The organism is Candidatus Aeolococcus gillhamiae, from assembly GCF_016464765.1.
Taxonomy (GTDB): Bacteria; Chloroflexota; Dormibacteria; order Aeolococcales; family Aeolococcaceae; genus Aeolococcus; species Aeolococcus gillhamiae.
Map to the genome: position 1 here is coordinate 1 of NZ_JAEKNS010000154.1, position 26,868 is coordinate 26,868.

16 protein-coding genes are annotated in these 26,868 nt (G+C 68.1%); 10 read left to right on the forward strand and 6 right to left on the reverse strand.

Annotation, left to right across the window (positions count from 1 at the left end):
* Nucleotides 1–213: 213 nt before the first annotated feature.
* The 8 genes from JF886_RS15675 (at nucleotide 214) to JF886_RS15710 (ending at nucleotide 10,996) form a co-directional block, all read left to right on the forward strand.
* Entirely contained in the window at nucleotides 214–975 is a 762-nt protein-coding gene (locus JF886_RS15675) for a hypothetical protein (RefSeq protein ID WP_337314136.1), read from the forward strand.
* A gap of 57 nt (nucleotides 976–1,032) precedes the next feature.
* The gene (locus JF886_RS15680) at nucleotides 1,033–2,148 is read left to right on the forward strand and encodes a GumC domain-containing protein (RefSeq protein WP_337314138.1); all 1,116 of its coding nucleotides are present in this window, start codon (nucleotides 1,033–1,035) and stop codon (nucleotides 2,146–2,148) included.
* A gap of 51 nt (nucleotides 2,149–2,199) precedes the next feature.
* Nucleotides 2,200–4,128: a sulfotransferase gene (locus JF886_RS15685; RefSeq protein WP_337314140.1), complete on the forward strand. Its 1,929-nt coding sequence runs from the start codon at nucleotides 2,200–2,202 to the stop codon at nucleotides 4,126–4,128.
* The gene (murJ, locus tag JF886_RS15690) at nucleotides 4,125–5,762 is read left to right on the forward strand and encodes a murein biosynthesis integral membrane protein MurJ (RefSeq protein ID WP_337314142.1); all 1,638 of its coding nucleotides are present in this window, start codon (nucleotides 4,125–4,127) and stop codon (nucleotides 5,760–5,762) included. The genes JF886_RS15685 and murJ overlap by 4 nt, the downstream gene beginning before the upstream one ends.
* Nucleotides 5,763–5,892: 130 nt before the next feature.
* Nucleotides 5,893–7,413: an O-antigen ligase family protein gene (locus JF886_RS15695; protein WP_337314144.1), complete on the forward strand. Its 1,521-nt coding sequence runs from the start codon at nucleotides 5,893–5,895 to the stop codon at nucleotides 7,411–7,413.
* A 19-nt stretch (nucleotides 7,414–7,432) separates the two neighbouring features.
* Nucleotides 7,433–8,677, forward strand: coding sequence for a glycosyltransferase (locus JF886_RS15700; RefSeq protein ID WP_337314146.1), 1,245 nt, complete (start codon nucleotides 7,433–7,435; stop codon nucleotides 8,675–8,677).
* Nucleotides 8,674–9,810 carry a glycosyltransferase family 4 protein gene (locus tag JF886_RS15705; protein ID WP_337314148.1) on the forward strand — a complete coding sequence of 379 codons (1,137 nt, stop codon included), beginning with the start codon at nucleotides 8,674–8,676 and terminating at the stop codon, nucleotides 9,808–9,810. Before JF886_RS15700 ends, JF886_RS15705 begins: the two co-directional genes overlap by 4 nt.
* A 67-nt stretch (nucleotides 9,811–9,877) precedes the next feature.
* The gene (locus JF886_RS15710) at nucleotides 9,878–10,996 is read left to right on the forward strand and encodes a hypothetical protein (protein WP_337314150.1); all 1,119 of its coding nucleotides are present in this window, start codon (nucleotides 9,878–9,880) and stop codon (nucleotides 10,994–10,996) included.
* 85 nt (nucleotides 10,997–11,081) lie between these two features.
* Here JF886_RS15710 and JF886_RS15715 read toward each other — a convergent pair whose 3' ends face one another.
* The 6 genes from JF886_RS15715 to JF886_RS15750 form a co-directional block, all read right to left on the reverse strand.
* Nucleotides 11,082–13,100 carry an alkaline phosphatase family protein gene (locus tag JF886_RS15715; RefSeq protein WP_337314152.1) on the reverse strand — a complete coding sequence of 673 codons (2,019 nt, stop codon included), beginning with the start codon at nucleotides 13,098–13,100 and terminating at the stop codon, nucleotides 11,082–11,084.
* A gap of 264 nt (nucleotides 13,101–13,364) precedes the next feature.
* Nucleotides 13,365–15,518 carry an alkaline phosphatase family protein gene (locus tag JF886_RS16860; protein ID WP_350340584.1) on the reverse strand — a complete coding sequence of 718 codons (2,154 nt, stop codon included), beginning with the start codon at nucleotides 15,516–15,518 and terminating at the stop codon, nucleotides 13,365–13,367.
* Nucleotides 15,519–15,555: 37 nt separating this feature from the next.
* A complete protein-coding gene (locus tag JF886_RS15735; protein WP_337314156.1) occupies nucleotides 15,556–16,497 on the reverse strand; it encodes a sulfotransferase family protein in 942 nt (313 codons plus the stop codon).
* Nucleotides 16,498–16,522: 25 nt separating this feature from the next.
* Nucleotides 16,523–17,722, reverse strand: a complete 1,200-nt coding sequence (locus tag JF886_RS15740) for an alkaline phosphatase family protein (protein WP_337314158.1) — start codon at nucleotides 17,720–17,722, stop codon at nucleotides 16,523–16,525.
* Between the two features lie 289 nt (nucleotides 17,723–18,011).
* Nucleotides 18,012–20,282, reverse strand: coding sequence for a PQQ-binding-like beta-propeller repeat protein (locus tag JF886_RS15745; protein ID WP_337314160.1), 2,271 nt, complete (start codon nucleotides 20,280–20,282; stop codon nucleotides 18,012–18,014).
* Nucleotides 20,283–20,367: 85 nt separating this feature from the next.
* Nucleotides 20,368–22,005, reverse strand: coding sequence for an alkaline phosphatase family protein (locus JF886_RS15750; protein WP_337314162.1), 1,638 nt, complete (start codon nucleotides 22,003–22,005; stop codon nucleotides 20,368–20,370).
* 960 nt (nucleotides 22,006–22,965) lie between these two features.
* Between JF886_RS15750 and JF886_RS15755 the strand changes: the two genes are divergently transcribed.
* Together JF886_RS15755 and JF886_RS15760 are read left to right on the forward strand one after the other, a co-directional pair.
* Complete coding sequence (locus JF886_RS15755) at nucleotides 22,966–24,825, forward strand: alkaline phosphatase family protein (RefSeq protein ID WP_337314164.1); 1,860 nt, start codon at nucleotides 22,966–22,968, stop codon at nucleotides 24,823–24,825.
* A gap of 270 nt (nucleotides 24,826–25,095) precedes the next feature.
* Nucleotides 25,096–26,823 (forward strand): DUF8189 domain-containing protein, encoded by a 1,728-nt coding sequence (locus JF886_RS15760; protein WP_337314166.1) that lies wholly within the window; start codon nucleotides 25,096–25,098, stop codon nucleotides 26,821–26,823.
* Nucleotides 26,824–26,868 lie beyond the last annotated feature (45 nt).

Genomic DNA, 26,868 nt, shown 5'->3' on the forward strand with positions numbered 1-26,868 from the left:
CGATAGAACGGTTCCGTTGCAGGATCCTCAATTGCCTCCGACGAAACCGCCGACCGGCACGCCACCTCCGACTACGCCGCCCCCTGCGCCCAAGCCGCCGACACCGACACCGACACCGACGCCGCCACCGCCACCGACACCGTCGCCCACCTGAAAATGGGACGACGACGTGCACCATACACAGAGACCAAGGACCTCAAAAGGGAAAGGGACATGACCAGGAACAGCAACGGATTGCTCAGACGGACGGGCGGAGCTCTCGCTCTTGGAGGCGCTGCGCTCTGCGCCCTCACGATCTCCGCAACCTCCGTGGCGGCGGGAGGCAACCCGAACTTCGACGGCGTCCTCGCCGCCAAGGCCCCGACCGGGTTCCCGGTCAGCCCTGCGTCGCTCGACGCGTCCTCGGGTCATGCCACCGTGACCTTCGACGTCCTGGTCAGCAACCTCACCAAGTCCGCACAGACCGTGGCGCTGAACTTCTCCGCCAACCACATCCTCACCTACAAGGGCGCCAACGTCGCTGACGGCCAGCCCGGCAAGGCGGGGATCACCTTCAACGGGCCGGCGGGGACGACCCAGGATGAGATCGCGGGAATGCAGTCGTTCAAGCTCAGCCTGACCGCATCCGAGAAGGATCACAAGCTCGCCCTGACGCGGACCATCACCCAGTGCGGCTACTACCAGCTCGACGTGTGGGCCCCGGAGACGGGCCCTGGTGCTGCGCGCGATCGTGAGACGCTGGCGTCCGGCTTCATCCGCGTCCTCGGTTGCGGCGGCGGCGGCGTCGCGGCGGCCACGCCCACGCCCACACCCGCGGGGAGCGTCCAAGCCATCGCCGCCGGCGGTGCCTCGACGCCATCGACCGGCGCCGGCCTCGTTGGGCCCGCGGCGGGCGGTCTCGCGCTTGTAACACTTGGTCTCGGGCTCATCGTCGCCGGCGCACGCCGCAAGGGCGGCGAGCGCATTGTTCCCTGACCCATGGAAATCCGAGACTACCTCCGCGCGATCAGACGGTGGCTCTGGCTGCCTGTCGTGCTGCCCTTGGTCGCAGGGGCAGCGACAGGGGCGCTGATGCTGAAGCAGCCGGCGAAGTACCAGGCCGACGCCACGGTCGTCGTGCCCGCGGTCGCCGCCAAGGGCTTCTCGACGAGCGCCGCCGCCCAGTACGTGGCGACGTTCAAGGACGTGCTCATCTCCCAGCCGCTGGTGCAGGCGGTGTCCAATGCGACCAAGGTCCCGACCAAGGACCTGGTCGGCGGCCTGACCGCAGCCACGGTCACGGCATCGAGCAACATCATCCACGTCACCTACGTCGGTCCGGTCAAGAGCAGCGTGGCCGACGTCGTGAGGGCGGCGACGGTCGCCACCCTGGACACCGTGGCCCAGCCACAGCTGGTGCAGGCCCAGAATGCGCTCAACTCCGGGCAGACCTCGTTGGCGAAGGCCGACGCTGCGATCACCCAGTACACGACCAACACCGGGCTGCTCTTCCCCGACCAGGACTTCAAGATCAAGCAGGCCGAGTTGTCGCAGCTGCTTCTCCAACTCCAGCAGTCGAACATCGCTGGCGACAGCAAGCGTGCGGCCGCGCTGCAGGCGGTCATCACCCAGCGACAGGCTGAGCTGGCCACGCTGGCCACGCAGGTCGGTCAGTACACCTCGCTCACCGAGCAGCGCCAGGCATCCCTCACCGTCCTGTCCCATGACCAGCAGCTGCTTGCCGACGCACAGGCCCTGCTGACGGCGAACCACGACCCCAAGACGGTCAGCGTCACCAACCTCGGCAAGGTGTCCCGGGTGGGTGACATCCTCAGGTTCACCGCCATCGCCGCAGCCGTGGCGCTCATCCTCGCTTTGGCGCTCATCCTCCTCAAGGAGCTGCTGCGCGCCCGGCGGCCGGCCGTCGTGAGCACCGCAACCTCGAGCAGCGACGCTCGCGCGGACGGCCGCGCGGCCTCCGCCGGCGCCGCGCCGGCGGGCTTCATCGGCACCAGGTTCAGGCGCCGGGCGGTTCCAAGGCCGGCACAGACGGCCACCAAGCCGCCTGCGAAGAACGGCGCTGTTCCGACCGGTGCACCCGTCGACGCACCGGACGCGCGTGGCGAAGGCGAGCTGGCCGAACAGAGCCGCACGAGCGCCAGTAGGTAGGTCTAGGCAGGCCCCGCCCGCCGCTGGGCGGGGCTGTCCGGACGAGCAAACATGTCTACAACAGTCCTCTACATCGCAGGTACGGGTCGCAGCGGCAGCACCGTGCTGGCCAACGTCCTTGGCGAGGTCGATGGCTTCTTCGCCGCGGGCGAGGTTCGCTTCCTCTGGCAGCGGGGCCTGATCGAGAACCGCTTGTGCGGGTGCGGCGTCCCCGTTGCCGAATGCCCCGTGTGGACCGAGGTCCTGGCGACGGCGGCGCGACGCGGGGCGGCGGTCGACCCGCGGGCGATGGTCGGCTGGCTCGCCGACACCGGCAGGATCCGTCACCTCCCGCGCATGGTGTCGGGACGCCTGCTGCCCGGCCTCGACCCGACGCGGGGGGCGACAGCTGCACCCGCCCGCGAGGCGCTGGCGGCGCTGTATCCCGCCATCGCGGAGGTCACCTCGAGCCGGGTGATCGTCGACTCGTCCAAGCTGCCCGCCTACGCCACCCTGCTCGCGGCCACGCCGGGCATCGACCTGCGTGTCGTGCACCTCGTGCGCGACCCTCGCGGGGCGGCGCACTCCTGGGCAAGCCGCAAAGCGCTGACGGACGGCGCCAGCCGCCTGCACATGGAGAAGATCGGTCCTGCCAAGAGCTCGATGCTGTGGGACGTCTGGAACCTCGCCGCGAGCGCGCTGTTCGATGGCCGCTCGCACAGCTACCTGCGCCTGCGGTACGAGGACTTTGTCGCGGACCCGGCAGCAGCGGTGGCGCGGATCCTCGCCATGACTGGCACCGATCCCGCGCAGGCGCCCACGCTGGTGGGTGGCACGGTCCACCTCGACAGCAACCACAGCGTCGCCGGCAACCCTGACCGGCTACGCAACGGCATCGTTCACCTGCGGGCCGACACACGCTGGCTCACCGACATGCCCAGCCGCGACCGGCGGCTCGTGGCTGCGGCCACCGCCCCACTTCTGCTGCGGTACGGCTACCCGCTGCGCGCCGCGCGCCGCGCCCCGGCCGTCGATTCCGCCGCCGCCGAGACCATCTTCGACCGCGCCCCGGCGAACGAGCGCTCCGCCGGGCGCCTGGTCCGCAAGGTGCGTCGCCATCTCCGCTGGGGACGCACCGAGGGTTTCGGTCGCCTCGTCGAGGAGGACGAGCTCAACCCCATCACGCGCGCCCGGGTCGCGGCTGACAAGCGCCGCTGGCGCCGGGCTCACCCGCAGCCGGCGGGCCGCGCCATCCCCGTCTACCTGGTGGGCCTGCAGCGCTCCGGCACCAACATGCTGGCGCGCGGACTCGACACGGCGCCGGAGTTCGAGGTGCGCAACGAGAACGACAGCGCCGCGTTCCACCTGTTCCAGCTACGTTCCGACGAGGTCGTCCAGCGCATCGTGCTCGCCAGCCGGCACCGTTACGTGCTCTTCAAGCCACTCTGCGATTCCCATCGGGTCGATCACCTCCTCGACGACGTGAGCACCCCGTCTCCGGGGCGCGCCATCTGGGCGTACCGCGACGTTGACGGGCGGGTTCGCTCCGCGGTGAGCAAGTTCGGGCGCAACAACCTCCTCGTGCTTGGGGACATCGCGGCGGGCAGGGGCGACGACATGTGGCAGGCACAGCGGCTCTCCGCGGAAACCCTCGGCGTGCTCTCGAGCTTCGACTACCGGACGATGACCCCGGAGAGCGCAGCGGCTCTCATGTGGTGGATGCGCAACGGTCTCTACTTCGAGCTCCTTCTCGAGCAGCGCAACGATGTGATGCTCGCCTCGTACCAGGACCTTCTGCGCGACCCGCCGGGGGCCATGGGCGCCCTCTGCTCGTTCCTCGACCTCACCTACCGCCCCGGGCTGGTCGCTCACCTGCGATCGCCGTCGTCCGGGGGCCGGCCGCCTTTGGACCTCGACCCGCGGGTGCGCATGCTGTGCGACCAGCTGACGGCCCGCCTTGACGACGTGCATCGCCAACAGCGGCAGAAGTGGGCGGCGTGAGACGGGGTCCAGGGGACCCGGCGGACACCGCCGGGCACCACTCGGACCGCGCCGTCATCCGCCAGTCAGGGCTCACGGGTGTCGCGGCGGCTGTCAGTGTCGGGGTCGGCCTGCTGCTGGACATCACCATCGCCGCGCGCTTTGGCGCGGGGCGCAACACCGACGCCTTCTTCGTCGCCGCGCGGATTCCACTGGGCCTGGTTGCCGTCGTCCTCGTGGTTGCCAACCAGGCACTCGTCGCCGCGTTCCGGACGTCGATGACGGCTAACGGTGACGCCGCCACCAGCCGCCTGGTGTCGCGGATCGTCGGCGTCGTCATCGTCGCCGGTGCCGCATTCGTGGTCCTCGCCTCTCTCCTGGCCACACCACTGATCCGGATCACCGCACCTGGCATCTCCTCGAACGAGGTCTCCACCGCTGCGACGATGGTTCCCATCGTCTTCGCGATGGTGCCGCTGGTGGCCGTCTCGGAGGTGATGCGGGCGTTCTGCAACGCACGCTACGCGTTCATCGTGCCCGCGCTGATGAACGTCGTGCTGAGCGGCGTGGCTGCAACCGTGATTCTGGTCGGGCCGCGGCACGTCATCGCCGTCGTCGCTTGGGGCTACCTCGCCGGCGCTGTCGGCCAGGTGTCATTCATGACGGCGATGGCGGTGCGACGCGGGCTACGCCTGCGCCCTGTGCTCGACCTGAAGAACCAAGAGCTGCGCGCCGTCGGCAAACTGTCGGTGCGCCCGTTCGTCGCCGCCGGCTGCAACCCGCTGGCCCGCCTTGGCGAGCAGCTGATGGTGTCGTTTCTCCCGGTGGGTTCCATCACCATCCTCAACTACGGCTACCGGCTCATCTCGGCCATCGGCGGCACCATCTTCTTCCGTTCTGTCGTCGTCGCCCTCGTGCCGCGCCTCACCGAGGCTCACATCCGTGGCGACAATCGCGAGACGCTGCGCATCACCGGGCTGGGGCTGCGCATCATGTTGGCGCTCAGCGTGCCGCTCACCGTCTTCCTGGCAGTCCTCGCTGAGCCCGCCGCGCTGACCGTGTTCCAGCGGGGCAACTTCACCCGGGCAAGCGCTTCGCTGCTCGGAGTGATTCTCGCCGTGTACTCGATCAGCCTCGTCGGCTCCGCTCTACAGCGCGTCCTGCTGGCGCCGTTCTTCGCCCGCCTGGACACGCGCACGCCTCTGCACAACACCGTCTACGGCGTGCTCGCCAACCTGGCTCTCCTGCCTCTTCTGACCCTGCCATTCGGGTGGGGAAACCGCAACGCCATCATCGGGATCGCGCTTGCGTACTCGCTGGCCCAGTTCGTCAACGTTACCCACGCCTGGTACTGCCTGCGTCGCGCGATCGGTTCACCGGCTCGCGGCCTGGCACGTCTGGCGCCGCGGCTCGTCGCAGCTTCTGTCATCAGCGGAGCAGCGATGGTGGGGGCGGTCCTGCTCTTCCAGCTCGACGACTCCCTCTCGACCGGCACGCTCTTTCTCCGCACCGCGGTCACCGGGCTGGGCGGGGTCGCCATCCTCGCCCTGGCGATGCTGCTCTTCGCCGGCAAGGATCTTTCGACGACCTGGCGCTCGCTGCGGAGACGGCCGGCGACAGCCGCGCTCCAAGCCGACGCTGAGAGGTTGTCATGACCAACTTTTTCCCTTACAATGCAAGGCGTATCGGCGTCTGTGATCGCCCTCGGCAAGGTCGGGTTGCCCCGGGTCATGAGGCAGTGCACGGTACCCACAGCCCGCGGGCTCACGCACCGGTAGCACACTGATGGCAACCCTCATCCGCAACTCCCGACTCCGGCACGGATCGCCGACCTCGAGCCCGCGTGAGCGCCTGCTGATGGCGCTCTGCGGGGTGGTGATCGTCGTGCTCGCGGTGGAGAGCACCATGGTCGCGGCCACCGGCGGCTCAAAGCTGCTCGTGATCCTGCCCATCGCGCTCGTCGCTGGGCTCGCCCTGGTGCTGTTGGGGGTGGTCAACTTCGAGGCCTTCGTGTACGCGACGATCGTGCTGCGATCGAGCATGGACGTTGTCAAGCCGTCGTCGACGAGCACCGGGACCGCCGGGGTCGCCACCGCGTCGGCGTCGGGGCTCGACCCCGCCGGCGGCCTGGCGGTGATCTTCATCCTTATCGCCTTCTTCTGGTACCTCACGCGCAAGCGGGAGGGCCGCGTGGCGCCACCCGCGTCCATCCACCGCATCTGCCTGGGCCTGTTCGCCGCCGCGGGGTTCCTCAGCATCATCGACTCGGCGAGCGTCTCGGTCAGCTTTCTCGAGGCGATTCGTGTCACGGCAGTGGTGGTCATGCTCGCGGTTCTCGAGGTGATGCTCGTCGACAGGGAGAGCATCAAGCGGCTGATCGGCGCGATCTACGTCTCGGCGCTGCTGCCCGTGGGTCTCACGATGTTCAACGTGGTGTTCCACCGCACCCAGTTCAGCAGCGGCGGCTTCGACCGCTACCAGGGCACGTTCTCCCAGCCCAACCCCTTCGCGATCTACCTGACCATGCTCATCGTCATGGGGGCCGCGCTGTTCCCGCACCTCAGCATCCGCAAGCGTCTGGCCATGGGTCCTCTGCTGATCTGCAGTGTGATCAGCCTGTACTTCACCTACACCCGCAGCGCGTGGATCGCGGTGGTGGTGGGGCTGTTCGCAGTCGCGTACCTCGGCCGTCGCCGGGCGATGCTGGCCATCATGATCGGGACGATGCTGGTGTCGCTGGTCGCGGTGCCGACGATCGCGGCGCGCTTCGCCGACCTCGGCCAGTCCACCAACCCATCAGGCACGGCGTCCAACTCGCTGACCTGGCGCTTCAACTACTGGGGCCAGGTGCTGCCCCTTGCCGCCAAGGACCCCATCACGGGGATCGGGCTGAAGATGAGCTCCTTCGCCACCAACCAGCAGAAGGAGCCCCACAACGACTTCCTGCGAGCGTATGTCGAGACCGGTGTGGTGGGCACCGTCGCCTACTTCGCGCTGCTCATCAGCATGGTGGTCGTCGCGCGACACGCGTTACGGTTCACCAAGCGGCGACCCTCCAGCTACGAGCGGTCGATCGCCGTCGGTTTCGCCGGCTGCGTCATCGCCTTCGTGCTGATCAGCATCGTCTCCAACGTGATCAGCGAGGTGATCGTGCTCTGGTACTACGTCGCCTTCGCCGCCGCGGCCTTCGCGGTCACGCAGTACCGGCAGAACGCCGTCCTCCGCGGGCTCCCCGCGCCCGCGGAGGAGGACGAGCCTGCCCCGCTCGACAACCTCAGGCCACTCCCGGCGCCCCACGGCGCCTGAGCTCAGCCCGCGGCGCCTCGTGAGGATCCTCCACGTCAACAAGTTCCTCTATCGACGTGGAGGAGCCGAGGCGTACATGGAGGACCTCGCCGACCTGCAGGTGGCTGCGGGTCATACCGTCGCGTTCTTCGGCATGCAACACCCGCTGAACACGCACCTGGAGTACCAGCAGTTCTTCCCCAGCCACATCGAGATGGAGCCGCCGCCCACCACGATGAGCGGGCGTGTCAGGGGCGCGGCGCGGATGGTGTACTCGACCTCAGCCGCGCGCGGCATGCACGCCGTCATCGACCGCTTCGAGCCGGACGTCGTGCACCTGCACAACATCTATCACCAGCTCTCGCCCTCGGTGCTGCGGCCGGTTGCGCGCCGTCACCTGCCCGCGGTCATGACCCTGCACGACTACAAACTGGCCTGCCCGACGTACCAGTTCCTCGACCACGGCAACATCTGCGAAGCATGCCTCGGCGGCAAGTTCCACAACGCGCTGCTGCGCCGCTGCAAGGACGGCTCCCTCGCCGCCAGCGCAGCGGCGGCGGGTGAGCTGTTCATCCACACCGCAACCCGCGCGTACGCACCGGTCAGGGTGTTCGTCTGTCCCAGCCGCTTCCTTGCGGACAAGATGGCCGAGGCGGGTGTGTTCGTGCGCCGCCTGCGCCACGTGCCCCATTTCATCGACTACGCGCCGCTCGCTCTCAAGGACGAACCGGGTGGTGGCATCCTCGTCGCGGGCAGGCTCTCCCCGGAGAAGGGCGTCGACGTCGCCGTCCGCGCGGTGGGCATGCTGGACGGCGCCACCCTCGACATCGCCGGCGCCGGGCCTGAAGAAGCGCGGCTCCGCGCTCTGGCGGAGCAGGTGGCGCCGGGCCGCGTGCGCTTCCACGGGCTGCTCGACAAGCCCGGGGTCGACCGCATGATGCGGGCGGCGTCGGTCGTCGTCGTGCCCTCGCGGTGGTACGAGAACCAGCCCATGGTGGTGCTCGAGGCGCTGGCCCGCGGCGTCCCCGTCGTGGGCAGTGCCCTGGGAGGGCTGCCCGAGCTGATCGAGCCGGGCGCGACCGGCGACCTGGTGCCGGCCAACGATCCCGTCGCACTTGCCGGGGCGCTGGCGCCGTTCCTCGCCGACCCCGGGTATGGGATGTCGATGCGCGAGCGCGCGCGTCAGCGGGTTGCCTCCGAGTTCTCCCCGCAGCGACACCTGGAGCGCATCGAAACGGCGTACCGGGATGCCGGCGTCAGCCTCCGCCCCGCGAGCGCCGCGTGAAGCGGCTGCGTATCGCCTTCATCGGTCAGCGCGGCGTGCCGGCCACCATCGGGGGCGTCGAGCACCACGTCGAGGAGATCGGCTCACGGCTGGCCGCCCGCGGGCACCAGGTCACCGTGTACACCCGGAACAACTACAGCAGCACCCATGTCAGCGAGCACCGCGGCATGCGCGTGCGCTACGTCCCCACCGCGCCGACCAAGCACCTCGAGGCGCTCGTCCACAGCGGCCTGTCAACGACGGCGGCGATGATGCCCAGCCGTGAGTCCGCGCAGATCCTCCACTACCACGCGATCGGCCCGTCGGTCTTCACGCCGCTGCCGCGCCTGCTGTCGGCGCGCAAGGTGGTGCTCACCGTCCATGGCCTCGACTACGACCGTGAGAAGTGGGGGTTGGGCGCGCGCATTGCTCTGCGCGGGGCGGGATGGATCAGCGCCCATGTGCCCCACGCGACGATCACCGTGTCGGCCGCTCTCGCTGCCTACTACCGAACCCACCACGGGCGCGAGGCCCATCACATCCGCAACGGCGTGTCCGTGCCCGTGGTCCGGCAGCCGCGGCTGATCACCGAGCGCTGGGGTGTGCATGGCGGTGACTACGTGCTCTTCGTCGGGCGACTGGTGCCCGAAAAGGATCCGGCGTTGCTGATCCGCGCGTTCCGGGGACTCGACACGGGCGCGCGCCTGCTCATCGCCGGCGGGTCCAGTTATACGGACGAATACGTGCGCACCCTGGAGCGCGATGCCGCGTCCGACCAACGAATCGTGTTCACTGGCCCGGTGCATGGCGAGCTGCTGGCGGAGCTGTACAGCAACGCCGCCGCGTTCGTGCTGCCCTCGAAGTTGGAGGGGCTCCCGCTCACTCTCCTGGAGGCGGCGTCATATCGACTCCCGCTGATCGCCAGCGACATCCCTCCGCACCGCGAGGTGATCGGCGCGAGTGGGCCCGGTGGTCGGCTGTTCCGCAGCGGCGACGCGCATGCGCTCCACGACGCGCTGGCCGGAGTGCTCGCGTCGCCGTCCACCGAGCGCGAGGGCGCACGCCGGCTCGGCGACCGGGTGGTGCGCGAATACGACTGGGATGCGGCGACCGATGCCACTGAGGACCTGTACCTGCGCGTGCTACGTGGTTGACGAAGCGCCCGCTTGCCTCACCCGCCTCGCGAGGGTGCTGCGATGAGGGCGTGCTAGGCTGTCGCGGGTGAGATCAGCGGCGATTCAACGTGCCGTCCGTGTGGCGTGGTCGACGCGAGGGCTGCTCGTCGTGACCGGTCTCCTGGTGGCGCTCGCCGGGTGCGACGAGCAGACACCGGTGCTGGTGACCGCAAGCCCCAGCCGGTCGAGCTCCACGCCGGCAAGCCCGCAACCAACGCTGAACAGCAACCTGAAGCCGATGCTCCACGGCCTGATCGATCGCGACGGTCCGCCTGCGGCTGCTCTGCGCAACGTCGTCACCAACTTCGTCGTCGCCGTCAACTGGAGCGACCTCCAGCCCACGCCGGGCGACATCGTCGCGAACAATGCCATCGACCAGGCGATGACCACCGCGCGACGGATGAATGCCGTCGCTGGTCAGACGCCGGTCGGCATCAAGATCCGCCTGTACACGGGTGTGTACGCGCCTGCCTGGGCGAAACAACTCGGCGGGCCCCCCGTGGCGGTGACGGCAGGGGCGCTCACCGGCACGGTCGGGCGCTTCTGGACTGACGCCTTCGGCGCCGCGTACGCTGACCTGTGGAAGCGCCTCGCCGCCCGGTACGACTCCGTGCCGGAGATTCGCGAGGTCACCGTGTCGCGGTGCATGACGTTCTACGCCGAGACCATGATCCGCGACGTCGAGGATCCATCCACCGTGCAGAACCTTCTCAGCGCGGGCTTCACCATCAACGCGGACAAGTCGTGTATCAGCCAGGAGATCCAGCTGGGCACCGTATGGCACAGCACGCGCATCGGCGTGGCCTTCAATCCCTATCAGCTGGTGGTCGGCGCCGGTGTTCACGCCTCCGACGAGGACTTCACCGAGCAGATGATGCACTACTGCCGAGTGACCCTCGGCCCGCAGTGCGTGCTCGAGAACAATTCCATCCGCTTTCCTCTGCAGCCGGGGCTGTACCAGCACATGTATGAGGCGATGATCCTGCTGGGCAGCCCGATCTCCTTTCAGACCGCGGCGCTGACACGCATCGGTGACCTGACCACGACTCTCCAGTGGGCAGCCTCCGTCGGCGCCAACGCGGTTGAGCTGCCCAAGGGGTACAACGCGGTGCCAGCAGCGACTCTCGCGTCCGTCGTGGCTGCGCTGCCCGTCAGCAAAGGCTGAGCAATCGCGCAACTGGGGTGAAACCACAGCTCGCGCAGCCCGGCACCACCCGAGGGGATGGGCCGGGCACGGAGCGCGCCTGCTGTCAGAAGCTGTGGATCGGGTCAGCGATGCCGGCGGCCGCTGCGCCCCCGAGAAGACCGAGGCCGTACGCCTCCTCGATCGAGCGCAGGGTGCCGTAGTGGTTGCCCGCGGTGGCGATGGCTCCCTGGCCCTTGCTGGCGTGCGAGATGACCACCAGCGGGATCTGGTTCGACCCACCCGAGTCGCCCTCGTCCATGGTCACGATGACCGTGGACGGGAAGTTGGTGAACCAGCTCGAGGCGAGGATCGGCGCGACGTTGGCCTGGAGCCAGGCGTCGCCCTGCTGGACTGTCCCATCGTGCATGTCGTTGATGAGGTTCGGGGTGATCCAGGCGAAGTCAGGGGCGGCCGGGCCGTCGAGCGCCGCCACCATCCCGGCGGCTCCGGGGTACGGCTGCACGTGGCAGGTCGGGCCGTTGTCGGTGAAGTAGGCGAAGGGGTTGTGCTTCCTGGCGTATCCGCCCGCCGACCCACCCGTGTAGCACGGCGACGGCATGGATTCCATGTACGCGGTCCACGGGACGCCGGCCATGGACAGCTGGCCGCCGAGGTCGGTGGCGCTCAGGCCCGTGGCGCAACTGTCTGAGGCGCATCCTTGCGAGCTTCCGCTGTCGAAGGCGAGGTAGTTGGGCAGGCTCGGGTGGCCCACGCCATGCCAGTTTGTGTACGACGCGTAGGTGGCCGCGAGCGAGCAGAAGTACGGGTCAGCGGTGCACGTCCCCAGCGTGGGTCCGTACCCCTTGTTCTCCAGCATCACCACCATGACGTGCGGCTTCCCGCCGGTTGGCGTGGGCGTCGGCGAAGAGGTGGGCGTTCCGGTCGGGGACGGTGTGGGATTCGGCGTCGGCGTGCCGGTGGGGCGCGGCGTCGCCGTCGGAGAGGGCGTGGGCGAGGGGGTCGGCGAGTCGCTAGGTGTGGGCGAGGGCGTCGGCGTGGGACCGCCCGAGCCGTCGAGCGGAGGGGCCTGCGGCACGCGGGCGACGCCGCCGCCACCGACGGAAGCAGGGCCGTTGTTGTTGACCACGTCGAGGTGCCTGAGGATCAGCATGATGTCGTTCGCCCAGGGGCTGCCGCTCACGCCAGAGGTCGTGAACGAGAAGCCCCAGGCGCTCTGGAACTGCGCCACGGTCGATGCGCCGCCCGCCTCGGTGACGATGCTGAAGACCGGCCGGGCGGTGTCGTTGCTGACGTATGCGCCGTAGTTCTGGAGCGCGCGGGCAAGGATCAGCCCTGGACCCGACGAGATGCCCAGGCTGCTGAGGTCGAGGTTCGCCGGCAGTGCCAGCAGCGCGCCCATCTTCAGCGCGGGGTTGGTGCCGCCGTAACGCGCGGGCCCGTAACCGTCGCAGCGCGTGGCCGGCCAGCGGTAGCAGGTCGCAGCAGGCGCCTTGAAGAGGTCGGCTCTGCCGTCGAGGTTGACGCGCAGCGCGTGGGTGATCGTCGCGCCCGGCACCAACTCGTTGACGCGGAGCAGGCCACCGAGAACGGACAGGCCAGAGCCGCCGACGCCGCCAATGGTGCCATCTCCGTAGAGCGAGCCGATGACCTTCACCGAGCCGACGGTCGGCGTCGACCCGGGCGCGCAGCGTGCGAAGTCACCGCCCTCGATGACCGTTTTGCCGTCCGCTTCGACCGCCGCGTAGCCGTTGTTGGACGTCGACGACGGCACCACCAGCGACGCCGGGACCGGCACCGTGGCGACCGTGCCGTTGCCGTTGCAGCGGTTGGCGTGCTGACCGCCGTTGCGCGTGATCGTGGTCATCGGGGCCTTGGGGTTCATCAGCACGAACGTCTGGTCAGCGGTCAGCGCACGCACCGTGGGTGGCGCGATCCGCGCCGGCACATACGACGCCGCGCTGCCGATCGGCTGGTTCCAGATGGACGAGCTGGCGAACGGCTGCGCGTAGGGGTTGCGCGCACCGAGAGCGGAGGCGTTCGCCGGCGTGCGCGCGCCCGTGAACGAGGCCGCAAGCAGCAGCGCGAAGGCGAGCGGAATTAGCGACAGATAGCGTCGGATCATTGTGTGATCCCCTTTTCCAGGGCATCGCCACCGATCGCGCGCCCCCGCAAGAGGCGTGGGGCAGATCCAGAGTCTGTGGTCTGGACCGCCTCACGGCTTCGGTGACGTCACGATCCGCAGCGCTGCCGTTTGCGATCTGGGGCCCACTCTATGGCGGTCTCCGTCACGGCTCGGCAATGATCCGGTAAGACGTGACCCGGTCGTTACCTCATCGCCAATGTCGGTGACGCGCGCGAGAGTCTGCAGCGAACCGGGATCGCCCGGCTAGCCGAAGAGGCCAGAGATATCGGCGTTGGTTGGGTCCGCGGCTGCGCCGAGGTACGGCAATCCGAACGCTTCCTCTATCGAACGCAACAGCCCGTAGTGATTGCCACTAGGCGCGCTCACATTGCCCTTCCCCTGAGCATTGCTCGAGATAATCACAGTGGGGACCTGATTCGTTGTATCTGAGCTGAGGCCTTCATCCATTGTGATGATGACCGTGGCGTTGCCCGCCGTGAACCAGGGGGAACTCAGCACGGGGGCGATATTTGCCTGCAGCCAAGCATCGCCCTGTTGGATGGTGCCCTTGTGCATGTCGTCATTGAGGTCTGGGGTTATCCAGACAAAGTCAGGCGCGCCCGGTGCGGTCAGCGCCGGCGCTATCGCGCTGCTTCCCGGATATGGCAGGACATCGTTGGCGCAACCATTGTTGAGAACGTCGTTGAAGTACAGGAAGGGATCGTGCCTCCTGACGTACGCTCCGCTGCTCCCCTGCGTATAGCAAGCCGATGGCATCGTCTCCATGTACGCGGCCCACGGAATTGGAATTGCTGCCGCCGTCAACTGTCCCCCCAACTCCGGGCCTGTGTAGGGACCCTTGCAAGTGTCACTGGTGCATCCCTGCGTTGAGCCACTGACCAACGCGAGGTAGTTGGGCAGCGATGGGTGAGACAGGGCGTGCCACGAGGTGAGACTCGTGTACGCCGATGCCAGGGAGCAGAAGTACGGGTCGGGCGAGCCTGCGCCGCAGCTACCCAGCGTGGCTGCGTAGCCCTTGTTCTCGAGAAGCACAACCATCACGTGGGGTGTGGCCGGCTGCGTCGTCACCGTGAACGAAGCGGACGAGCTGGTTGTTCCACCCGCGGTGGTGACCGTGATCGGGCCGTTGGTGGCTCCGCTAGGAACGCTCGTGGAGATCTGCGAGTCGCTGGAGGTCGTGACCGTCGCGGCTGTTCCGCCGTAGAAGGCTACGCCGGTGACACCGCTGAAGCCTGACCCCGAGATCGTCACCGCGGCCCCGATCGGGCCGCTCGTGGGGTTCAGAACAGTGATCGTGGGCTGCACCGTGAAGGACCGTGATGAGGTGCCCGCACCGCCGGAGTTGGTCACCGTGATCGGACCGCTCGTGGCTCCGGTGGGCACGGTGGCGGTGACCTGGGTGTCGCTGTTCACGGTGAAGACAGGTTGGCTGATGCCGTTGAAGGCCACCCCGGTTGCGGAGGTGAACCCGCTGCCGGTGATGCTGACGGTGCCGCCATCCGGTCCAGCGGAGGGACTGAAGCCCGTCACCGTCGGCGGTGGCGATGTCGCTATCGCGAACGTGGCCATAGTGCCCGTCCAACCAGCTGGGCTGCTCAGAGTAACTCCGTATCCCTGCGGACCGTCGGCGCTGACCACCTTCCACGCCGTCTGTTCGCCGCTCGCTGTTCCCGAGGCGTTCGACTGCTCGATGGTCCCGATGGCGTACCCAGCAGGCGCGCTGGGGGTGACCTTCGCGTTCCATCCGATGGCGCCAACGACAATCTCGTTCGCCTGGGTCGTTGCGGACGTCGTCCCGGTCGACGCCGATGCGCTATTCGCCGAGAGTGCGACGGTGCGGTCCAACGCGGTCGCGGAGGTGCCGGTGATGTCGAGGACCGTCATCGCGAGTGCAGCCGGCGTTGTGACCGTCACCGTGACACCGGCGACGCCTACAGCATGCGCGGCGTACCAGATCTCGCCGTCCGCCTGGGTACCCTGGATGACCGTCACCGCTTTGACCCACACGTTCCTTGCGGAATCGGAGATGCCTTTCACCGTCGACAGCGCGCTGGTGTCGCGTGCTCGTATGGCAGCCACGAGTAGGTCGCCGCTTCCTGTGCTGGTCGCCGTCGACGCTGTCAGCGAGGTCGCCGTCGAAGCGCTGGCTGCACCAAAGCTCTGCGCGACCCCCCACGATGTCCCGAACCCGGGTATGGCCTGCGCCACTGTCCACCCCATCACGGTGGTGGCGACGATCCCACCGAGCGCGAGCGAGCGCGCCTGCCGTGCAAACCAAGTGCCGCCGGCGGCCAATCGCTGTGGACGCGCTAGCATCAAGAGCCCGCCCCCTGTGCCCTGTGCCGTTATAGGCACCCGCCACTGTAGGCGTTTCTGGTAGATGGTGCGGTGTGCCATTCTCGGCACGTTCGGGCCGGAGAGGGCTCGCGGTTCCTCAGGGAAGCGCGGACTTCGGCTCGGGTGCGTCGACAACGTAGCCGAGCGTGCGAAGCGTCGGTGCAAGGCTGGATTCGAGGAGCGCGATGTTGTCCCGATCGAGATCGCGGCGGAAGCCCTCGATGCGTGAGCCAACGAACGGGTACTCCGCAAACGACCTCTCGAACTCGTCGGTCCATTCCAGTCCACTGAAGTCCAGGATCTCGGCGACGTGGCGGCGTGGCTCGGCGATAACATCCTCGTAGCGGACGCGCAGCCACTGCGACGGCGGGATCAGCGAGCGGGCCGAATCGAAGGCGTCGATGAGCACCTTCCAGCCGAGGCCCGCGAGAGTCACGAAGGATCGACCCGAGTCGTCCCATTCCTGCGCGTACGAAGGGGGCAGCGGTCCGAGGTGCCAGGCGTTGGGGCCGCGGTAGCCCTGCCACCAGCCCATCTGCAGCCAGGAGTTGGCGACGGCGCGGCCATCCCGAACCACCTCGACAAACCTCGCATCCGGGAAGGCGGCATGGAGCATGCCTGTGCGCGGCCAACCGGTGAAGTGGTGGACGAAGGTGCCCCGGCCCTGGACCGCCATGCGCCGCTCGAAGAAGCCATTGAGACGGCCCTGCAGCCACGGCGTACAGTCCTCCGCGAGGAGGTCGCGAAAGGGCATCGAGATGACCGGGGCCACCTGGCGGTCGAGGATGCTCCAGCCCTCCGACGGCGCGACGCGGAACCGGCCGAGCTCGATGAGCTTGCGGCGGTCACGGAACGGGCGCATGCGCGGGTCGCGCGGCGGCGAGAGGCGGTGCAGGGCGTTGTTCCAGCGGCCGGACATGTTGAGCTGGCTCAGCTTGTCGTCCAAGTTGGACACAAAACCGACGTCACGATGGCGGCTGACCACCTCGACAACCGGGGTGGAGCCACACCGCCCGGTCCCGATGAAGAAGACCAGCATCAGCCGATGATGGGCGGCTTGGGCCTCACTTGGGGCCGCCGAACAGGGAGACGAGGTTGCCGCTGCTGCCGCTCCCTGCTGCGCCGAGCAGGCCGAGGCCGTACGCGCGCTCGATGGATCCGAGCGTGCCGTAGTGGTTGCCCGGCGTTGCAACGGGACCCTTGGCCTTGGCGTTGCTGGAGATCACGACCATCGGAATCTGGTTGGCGGACGGGCCCTCGTCCATGGTCACGATCACGGTGGCGTTGCCTCCTGTGAACCATGGCGACGCCAGCACGGGGGCGAGGTTGGCGCTCAGCCACGCATCGCCCTGCTGGACGCTGCCGTCGTGCATGTCATTGGCGAGGTTGGGGGTGATCCACACGAAGTCCGGCGCGCCCGGACCGTTGAGGGCGGAGACCAGGCCTGCGGCCCCCGGGTAGGGCTGCTCGACCGAGGCGCAGTTCGCCGCGGCCCGCACATCGTTGAAGTAGAGGAACGGGTTGTGCTTCTCGGCGTAGAGGCCCGAGCTGCCGTTGGCATAGCAGGGCGACGGCATGCTCTCCATGTAGGCACGCCACGGGATCCCTGCGGCGGTGAGCTGTCCACCCAGCGATGGGGCGCCGAACGGCCCGCACGCGGGCGGCGTGCAGTCGCTGGTCACCCCCTGCATCCCGCCGCTGGCGATGCCGATGTAGTTGGGCGCGCTCGGGTGGCCGATGCCGAACCAGGAGGTGTCCGTCGCGTATGTCGATGCCAGCGAGCAGTAGTAGGGGTCCGATGCGCACGAACCGAGAGTGGCCGCGTACCCCTTGTTCTCCTCCATGATCACCATCACGTGCGGAAGGCCGGAACGCACCACTGTTGCCGCTCGGCGGATGGGCGCCTGCCCCGATGACGGCGGTACGAGCGCGGTCGCCGCGTGAGAGGGTTTTGCGGTCGGCGCGGGCTTCGGTGTGCCCGCCGGTATCGAGTGCAGCGCCGGCACATGGTCCCGCTCATGGCCGTCCAGTGCGTTCCACCGAGTGACGGCTTGTGGCCCATTGACCCGATGCACGGCGGTCGGGTTGTGCTCCTCCACGGCGAGCACGCTGATGGCGCCGATGGCGACGATGCCGAGGACGGCAACGCCGGTCCGCGCGATCGAGTCACTATGCCAGCGGGCGAATCGGCGCGACGACGAAGGAGTCGGCGCAGTCGCGCCGGGAGTGGGAGCGGAACGGTGAAGGCGGGTGCGCAAGGACATGCGACCACCGTACGCAGGAGACTCCGCGACTCCTCTCGGCTGTGCGATTTCGTCGTGAGCAGGTGACATGTCGAGACAGACCTGTTGTCCATCCTCGGCGCCCGTGACCGCGGCGTTGACGTCGGCCCGCGCAGGCGCGTGCAACGGCTGCCACGACGTGTATCTCCTTACCGTGATAGGTGCCCCCCTAAACCCGCGCCGCAAGTATCGCAAGGGTGGGGCGGGAGACGCAAACGCATCAAATGTCGCAGCAGCAACCACACCAAACCGGCTGATTGGATAGTGTCGGTCAGACTCCGTTGACGCTGTAGGCGTGCAGAATCCCGGTCGTGTCGCCGACGTAGATGACGCCGTGGGCGATCGAGGCCGCTCCCCAGAAAGAGCCGCCCGAGGCGGCGGTGGCGTTGAACAGCACGGCGCCGGTCTGGGTGTTGACGATGGTCTCGACGCGCGCATGTCCCACCATGGCGAGTCCGGGATCGGCGGCGACCGCTCCCACCGCCGCGCCGCTGGTGAAGCCGACCTGCCACAGCGGCGCCGCCAGGTTGTTGGGGTCGAACGCACGCAGGCTGCCGACGTATGCGGTCCCGTTGATGCTCGTGTTTCCACCGGCGATGTACAGCCTGCTGCCGTCCCACGAGCTGGGCGAGATGCTGCCCTTGAATCCGCCCGTCCCGTTGGCGACGCGTACGCGTTGCAGCGGGCCGGCGCCGAGGCTGCCCTGCTGGAAGACGTAGTAGATGCCGTTCTTGTTGGCCACCCCCACCAGCGCCAACAGTGTCCCGCCGGGCGTGACCGTGCCGGTGAACATGGTTGGCGTTGAGCCGAAGTCGCTGTCAGGGCCCTGCTCGACGACGGGCAGCTGCCAGGACCCCGCCAATGCGAGCGTGGGGCTCAGCTCGAGCACCGCCGGCGCGTAGGGCTCGGACGACGTGCACCCGCCCCCTGGGTTGCCTGTGGCCGCATACACGTTGCCGGCGACGTCCGACGTCAGGGAGCCCCAGATGCTGCCGCCGAAACAGCCGCTCGGCACGGTCGCGAAGGAGTGCAGCACCGTGCCGGTGGCGGGATCGAGTTGGGCAAGCCCTCCCTGCACCAGCGGGCAGTCGCTGAGCGACGAGATGCCGACGTACAGGCTTCCGTTGGCGAACAGCGGCGAGCTCCACGAGTAGCTGGTGGGAGCGGATCCCAGCGACGTGTGCCAGAGCACGGCGCCGGTGAGGGCATTGAGCGCCATGTACTGTGACGTCGCACCCGGTATCACGGCGCCCGACTGGGCGATGTCTCCTCCCCCGCCCACGAACACCACGGGCTGGCTCACGCCGTTGACCGCGACTGTGGCCACCGCGGCTGCGGACGTCACTCCCTGAACGGCGCTCTTCTGGGGACCACCGCATCCGCTCGTGCGACCGATGTATGTGCTCCACACCACCTGGCCGTCGCTGTACGTGGTCGAGCCCACGGTGCACGAGGCCGCTGCGCACAGCGCGAACTCGCTGCCGTTCCACGAGCCCGCGTACACCAGGGTGGCACCGCTCACGGTGGCCACGATGGGCTGCGAGAAGATCATGTTGGAGCAGGTGTCTTGCGTGCTCGGACAGACCGCTCCATTCGTCAATGCCACTGGCCAGCCTTTCTGTGGCTTCAGCGCTGCGGCGTTGGACGGGTTGACCAAGGTCTCGCTGGTGAAGCCGCTTCCCAGCGGGTCGTGCAGGTACTCAGGCCAGTCCCCCTCGGTTGGCGGTGTCGGGGTGGCAGTTGCCGTGGCCGTCGGTGTGCCAGTGGCTGTCGGTGTGCCACTGGCTGTCGCCGTGGGGGTCGGCGTCGGTCCTGTGGCGAGCTTGAACGTGGCTATCGCCCCTGTCCACGCCACCGACGAGCTGAGCTTGGCGCCGTAGGTCTGTGGTCCGGTGGCGCCCAGGACCTGCCATGCCGCCTGCTCGCCGGCCTGCCCGCCGGCGACCTTGGCCTGCTCGGCCGGGGTCGTCGTGTATCCCGCAGCCTGGGCGCTGGGTGTTGAGGCGCCGTTCCAACCGACATCGCCGATTGCGATCTCACTCGCCTGCGAGGTGGTGCCGGTGGTTCCGGCCGACGCGGCCGTGCCGGCGCCCGACGCCGTCGCCGACACGTCGCGACTTGTCGACGCGTCGCCGGCCGCCTCGATGACGGTGAGAGCGATCGCCGAGCTGGACGCGGATGTGCCGCCGACGGTCACCGTCACCGACTGAGCCGCGGACAGGCTGGCGGCATTCGCGACGTACCAGATCTCCTCCACCGCCTGCCCTTGGGCAACGCTCGCCGCGCGGACCCAGACATCCGACGCCGAATCCGTGACGCTCGCGACCAGTGCCGGCGAGGTAACGTTGCGATCCCTGACGGTGGCGACGAGCAGGTTGCCTGCCGTGGTGGCGGTCGCCGGCGATGCCGACAGTGTGGCGCTGCCGGTCCCGTTCGCCGCACCAAAGGACTGCACAAACCCGGAGTTGGCGTTCGCCGACACCATGTGTAGCATCGGCAGAGTCGCGCCGACCGCTGCCGCCAGCGCGAGGGCCGGCAGCACGGCAGATCGAAAAGAGGCACTACGGCGGCGGAATCGCCCACCCTTCACGCTTGTCCCCGCTTGCGCCCGGCGCGGCCGGCAGTATCTAGAACGCCTGGCTGATATCTCCGTTGCCTGCGTTGGCGGCCTGACCGAGGAAGGGCAGCAGGTTGTACGACTTCTCGACGCCGTGGAGGATGCCGAACAGGTCACCGGCAGAGGTGAACTGGCCCCCACCCTGATTGTGCGAGCTGATCACCACGGTCGCGACGTGTCCGCCGGTGATGCCGGGGATGCCCCCGCCGGAGATGTCCTTGCCGATGCTCTCATCCCATGTGATGACGATGACGCCGCCGGTCTGGTACCAGGAGGACGCAAGCACTGCCGGAAGGTTGTGGCTCAGCCAATTGTCGCCCGTCGCAACTCCGTTGCTGGGGCACGGATTGCCATTCGTGTGCATGTCATCGCACATGTTGGGGCTGATCCAGACGAAGTCGGGCGCGTTGGCGCCGTCGAGCGTCGCCACCATATTGGTGGCTCCGGTGGAGCTGTTTGCACATCCGGACGAGATCGGGCACGGATAGGGAGTGACGTTGCCGCACAGTGTGGAGTAGTTGCTGAATGCCGCGAAGGGATTGTGTGTCGGGCTGTAGTAGGCCGTGGGCTGGCCGGTGTAGCAAGCGTTCGGCATACCCTCCATATACGCCAGCCACGGGATCCCCGCGCTGTTGAACTGGTCGGCGATGGTTGGCGCCGTGTACGGCTTGCTGCTGCCCTGCTGGCTGTTGCCCGAGATGAGGTCGTAGTAGTCGGACGGGCTGCCGTGCTCGTCCCCGTACCACTTTGTCGCCGACCGGTACGTGTTCGCCAGGCTGTTGATGTATGGCGCACTCGAATTTCCGATGATATATGGTGACCCGACCGCACTGTTATATGCCTTGTTCTCCTCAATGATGAACATGATGTGCGGCTGCGGCCCGGCGGTTGTCACGGTGAAGGTTGTCGGAGAGCACGGGCTCGGCGCGCACGATGTGGTGCTCGCCGAACCGCTAGGCGTGGTCACCACGATCGCGCCGGTTCCACCCGCCGGGGCCGTCGCCACAACCTGCGTGTCCGTCGACGTCCCGGTGATCGTCGCGGCCACCCCGTTAAAGGTCACGCCCGTCACACCCGTGAACCCCGTTCCCGTGATCGTCACTGACGTCCCCGCGGGGCCGCTCGATGGACTGAATCCGCTGATGGTTGGCGCTGGTGGGGGTGGCCCGCCACCCGCCTTGAATGTTGCGATGGCCCCAGTCCACGCCACCGAGCTGCTCAACGTGGCCCCGTATGTCTGCGTGCCAGTTGCCGAGAGCGCTGTCCAGGCCGCCTGCTCACCGCTGGCGACGCCGCTCGCCTTGGACTGGAAGACGGTGGTCGTCTGGTACCCGAGCGTCTGACCGCTCGGTGTCGCCGTGCTGTTCCAGCCGATGTCGGCGATGGCGATCTCGCTCGCCGCGGTAGTGGGCGGTGTGGTGCCCGTGGTCGCGGCGGTGCCGGTCCCGAAAGACGTCGCCTGCTGGTCCACCGGGGCTGACGCGCCGGTGACGTCGAGCACGGTGAAGCTGATGGACGCTGCGGAGCTTACGGAGACGGTCACCCCGGTCACGCTTTTCGCGCCGCTCGAGTACCAGATCTCCTCATCGGCCTGGGCGGCGGTCACCCCCGTCGCCTTGGTCCAGGTGTTGCTCGCGGCGTCGGTCACGCCCGTGACCGTGGCGGCGCTACCGAGCGCTCGCGTCCGGATCGTTGTGACGAGCAGATCAGCGGGACCTGTGGCAGCGCCGGTCGCCGGCAGAGACGTTCCGGCGGACAAATTGGCCGCTCCGAAGGATTCCGATACCGCGGGAGACGCGCCGAAGACGGTGACGCGGTCGCCCGCGATCAACCCGACGGCGAGAATACCGGCCAGACCAACAACTTTGATCGACGTCGCCCCGCGACGTACAAAGAATCGCCCCCTCCCGACCATTGATCCCCCCTAATCTTTGCGCGACTCACGCACACAAACGCGAGCGTGGGCCTCCTGTAGGATAGCCGACGACCACCTTTGCCACAAGGCGGCTTGCCCCAGCGGCATCCAAACGTCCAGCGCACGGCGGGACAGGCGAGGACAGGAACGCGGGAATACAGCGGGGTGTGCCAGATCGATTCTGTGCTCTTCGCGGTCCGCTTTCATAACAGTCTGCCTGTGCGGTCATCCCACAGACGTCATGTCGGAGGATTCGTTTCCCCGCGTTCGGCGCGACGCGGAGGATCGGCCGGGTCAACGGCGCCGAGGTGGCCGCGCGACCCCGGAAGGTCTGGCGCGAGAGCGCTTCATCAACATGATTCGCTCGCCGCTGTCGCGGCGGGGCGTTCGCCCACGTCAGCTCGCGCGACCAGGGTGGCGCCGGAGTTGGGCACCGAGAACAGCTTGCTCAGCTCCACGTCGTCCCGCGCGCCGACCGCCACCACGGTCCCTGGAGGTCTGGGCTGCAGGAACGAATCTGGTGGATTGGTGTCGAAACTACCAATCGCACCATCCGGCGCTTTCCCCTATGATAGTGGACAAGCTTCTCCAGGACGGCCACCGGTGAGGCATAGGGTAGGGGAGATTGACTTGCGCAGTGGAATGATCGGCCCGGCGGCGACGAGACGGGCCCGCGGCCGCTGGCGGTGCAGCGTGCCTGGCGCAGCCGCCCTGGCTCTCAGCGCGTCGGTCATCGGCGTTCTGGGTGCAGGCCATCTCGCCCTGGTCGGTCCGGTCAGCGCGACGGCTGCGGGAACGCCGCCGCATGTGATGGTCATCGTCGAAGAGAACAAGGCGTACAGCGCCAGTGACGGCTCGCCCTCCATCATCGGCAACTCGACCGCGCCGTACATCAACTCGCTCGCCTCGCAATACAGGTCGGCCACCAGGTGGTACGCACAGGCCCACGGCAGCATCCCCGACTATTACGACCTCATCGCCGGAACGGACCCCACTGGCACCCCGTTTCCGTACGCCAACACAACCGTCGTTGACGAACTCGCTAACGCGGGGCTCAGCTGGAAGGCGTACATGGAGGACATGCCCAGCCCGTGTTACACGGTCGGGGACTCCGGCAATTACCTGGCCAGCCACAACCCGTTCGTCGCCTTCGCGAGCATTCGCAACAACCCCGCGCAGTGTGCCAACGTCGTTCCGTACAGCCCCAACGCGTCGACGGACCTCAACAGTTCGTCGCCGCCCGATTTCGTGTGGATCACCCCCAACCAGTGCAACGACATGCACACCAGCACCACTCCCTGCACCGCCAACGCAGTGTCGACGGGCGACACGTGGCTGCAGAACAACCTCCCGTCCATCATGAGCTCGGCCTGGTACCGGCAGAATGGCACCATCATCGTCACCTGGGACGAGTCGGTGGGCACTGACACGAGCGGCTGGCACGGGGGTAATGGTGGCCACGTCGCCACCGTGGTGATCTCCAACAAGAACAGCGGTGCCGGTGCATACACCGCGGGCGGAAACCTCCTCGGTATCCTCCGGGGGATCGAGAATACATACGGTGTCGGTCAGCTCGGCGCGTCGTCCGATCCGGCCAACGGTGACATCAGCGGCGCGTTCGGCGTTGGGTCAGGGCCGCCGCCGCCTCCGCCGCCGCCCTTCTCGCCACAGGCTGTCGGCGCGCCCCAGGTGGCGGTGACCCCGGATGGCAGCCAGCAGCTCGTCTTCTGGAAGAGCACCTCCACCAACCAGCTCAACGAGGCGTGGTTCGCCCAGGGGAGCTGGCACGGCCCGATCAGCTTCCCGCAGCTCGGACCACTCACCTCCACCCCGGCCGTCGCGGTCACCAAGGACGGCTCCACCCAGCTCGTCTTCTGGCAGGGTCCCGGCGGCCACCTCTTCGAGGCCTGGTTCAGTGGCTCCTGGAACGGGCCCGTCGACATCACCGGCGCGGCCCTCAATGGCCAGGGCGCACTCGCATCCGCACCGTCGGTGGTCACCACCAGGGACGGCTCCCAGCTCGTCTTCTGGCGCGGCGGTGACGGCCATTTCGGCGAGGCCTGGTACAGCGCCGGTGGCTGGCACGGCCCCGTCGACTTCGCCGGCCTCGGCACCCTCGCCTCGGCGCCGAGCGCCACGATCACCCCGGACGGCTCCACCCAGCTCGTCTTCTTCCAGGGCGCCGACAACCACCTCAATGAGGACTGGTTCACGCTCAACGCCTGGCACGGCCCCGTGGACTTCGCCGGGCTCGGCACCCTGGCGTCGTCGCCGAGCGTGGCGGTCACCCCGGACAGCTCCACCCAGATCGTCTTCTCGAAGAGCCCCGCCGGCCACCTCCAGGAGGACTGGTTCACCCAGGGGTCCTGGCACGGCCCCGCCGACATCACCAACGCGCTCGGCGGTGCCGGCCTGCTGACCTCGGCCCCGAGCGCCACGATCACCACCGACGGTTCCACCCAGCTCGTCTTCTGGCAGGGCGCCGGCGCCACCCTCTGGGAGGCCTGGTACGCCCAGGGTTCCTGGCACGGCCCCGTCAACTTCAGTGGCTAGGAGCCGCTCGCGGCAAGCACGCGGGTCGTTCGCGTCAGTCTGTACCGGCGATTGCGCCTCAGCGATTGCGCGGTAACGATTGACGCGACCAGGGTTGTGCGAATGTGCACAGTGCGTATAGTGTGTGGAGACGTTGAGCGCGGTCATGTGCCAGTGAGACAGGCGCGCGACTCATTAACAACGAGTGTTTGAGATGAATCCAAAAATCGCCGCGGGTGTTAGCCTGCGTGCGGCCAATCTCGAGAAAAGACCCCAGGAGGTTCGCATCTGATGGTTCGTCAGCGGTTTGTCATCGCCCTCGCCGCCCTTGCCACGGTCGCCGCGGCAGGCTTCGGCACCTTCCACCATTCGGCTGCGGCCGGACCGGTGACCAAGTACACGTTCACCCCCAAGCCCATTGCGGCAGCCGGGACCCTGACGACGGCATCGGCGCCGATCTCAGTGACGGTGACGGCGGCCGACTCGACCGGCGCGCCAGTTCCGGGGTCCAACATTTTTCTCTCGTTCGCATCGGTCGGTCTGAAGCCCCCCGGCACCGTGGGCGGCTCTGCAAAGGTCGGAACCACGGCCCTGGGCCCGACACCGACCTCCTTCCCGGCAAGCAGCGGCCAACTGGTCATCACGTACACGCCCTCCCCGGGTCCCGTGCCAACCTCCGGACGGGATGTCATCACCGCCGGTGATTCGGCAACTCCCACTATCACTGGGTCCGATGCGTACGCCTTCTCCGCCGTGGCCTCGTACGGGTGGAGCCCGGCGCCGCCAATCGCCCCCACGGGATCCCTGGCCGCCGGCGCCTCGGTCACCTTCAGTGTCATCGTCAAGGACGCCGCTGGCGCTGGCATTCCCAGTGGCACAGTTTTCCTGTCCTTCGTCGGTGCGGGCAGCGCGACGGCCGTCGACAACAACCCGACGCTGACCAAGCCGCTGACCTCCACTCCGAAGACATTCGTCGCGGACAACAACGGCATGGTGTCGATCACCTACCACGCGCCCAGCAGCCTCCCCAGCGGTGGCACGGACACGGTCACCGCCCAGGACAGGGGCACGAGTCCCACGGTGACCTCGGGTGACAACTACAGCTTCTCGGGGACGCCGTCGTTCCTGCCGAAGAACGTGGGCGCGCCCCAGGCGGCGGTGACCCCGGATGGCAGCCAGCAGCTCGTCTTCTGGAAGAGCACGACCACCAGTCAGCTCAACGAGGCGTGGTTCGCCCAGGGGAGCTGGCACGGTCCGATCTCCTTCCCGCAGCTCGGCGCGCTTACCTCCACCCCGGCGGTCGCGGTCACCAAGGACGGCTCCACCCAGCTCGTCTTCTGGAAGGGTCCCGGCGGCCACCTCTTTGAGGCGTGGTTCAGTGGTTCCTGGAACGGGCCCGTCGACATCACCGGCGCCGCCCTCAATGGCCAAGGCGCCCTCGCCTCCGCACCGTCGGTGGTCACCACCACCGACGGCTCCCAGCTCGTGTTCTGGCGGGGCGCTGACGGTCACCCCGGTGAGGCGTGGTTCAGCGCCGGCGGCTGGCACGGCCCCGTCGATTTCGCCAGCCTCGGCACCCTAGCCTCCGCGCCGAGCGCCACCATCACCCCGGACGGCTCCACGCAGCTGGTCTTCTTCCAGGGCCTCGACAACCACCTCAATGAGGACTGGTTCACTCTTAACTCGTGGCACGGTCCCATTGACCTGACCAGCCTCGGCACCCTCGCGTCGTCGCCGAGCGTCGCGGTCACCCCGGACAGCTCCACCCAGATCGTCTTCTTCAGGAGCCCCGGCGGACACCTCCAGGAGGACTGGTTCACCCTCGGCTCGTGGCACGGCCCGGCCGACATCACCGCCTCCGCCCTCGCCGGCCAGGGCCTGCTGAGCTCGGCGCCCAGCGCCGTGGTCACCACCGACGGCAGCCAGCAGATCGTCTTCTGGCAGGGCGCCGGCGCCAAACTCTGGGAGGGCTGGTACGCCCAGGGTTCCTGGCACGGCCCGGTCAACTTCAGCGGCTAGGCCTTCGCAGCATCCATGGTGGGCCGGCAACGCACGGGCGTTGCC

Excerpts from the sequence above, each read along its gene's own strand:
- JF886_RS15675 (WP_337314136.1), top strand. The coding sequence starts at position 214 with ATGACCAGGAACAGCAACGGATTGCTCAGACGGACGGGCGGAGCTCTC.
- JF886_RS15685 (WP_337314140.1), top strand. The coding sequence starts at position 2,200 with ATGTCTACAACAGTCCTCTACATCGCAGGTACGGGTCGCAGCGGCAGC.
- JF886_RS15695 (WP_337314144.1), top strand. The coding sequence starts at position 5,893 with ATGGCAACCCTCATCCGCAACTCCCGACTCCGGCACGGATCGCCGACC.
- JF886_RS15715 (WP_337314152.1), bottom strand. The coding sequence starts at position 13,100 with ATGATCCGACGCTATCTGTCGCTAATTCCGCTCGCCTTCGCGCTGCTG.
- JF886_RS16860 (WP_350340584.1), bottom strand. The coding sequence starts at position 15,518 with ATGGCACACCGCACCATCTACCAGAAACGCCTACAGTGGCGGGTGCCT.
- JF886_RS15735 (WP_337314156.1), bottom strand. The coding sequence starts at position 16,497 with ATGCTGGTCTTCTTCATCGGGACCGGGCGGTGTGGCTCCACCCCGGTT.
- JF886_RS15740 (WP_337314158.1), bottom strand. The coding sequence starts at position 17,722 with ATGTCCTTGCGCACCCGCCTTCACCGTTCCGCTCCCACTCCCGGCGCG.
- JF886_RS15760 (WP_337314166.1), top strand. The coding sequence starts at position 25,096 with ATGGTTCGTCAGCGGTTTGTCATCGCCCTCGCCGCCCTTGCCACGGTC.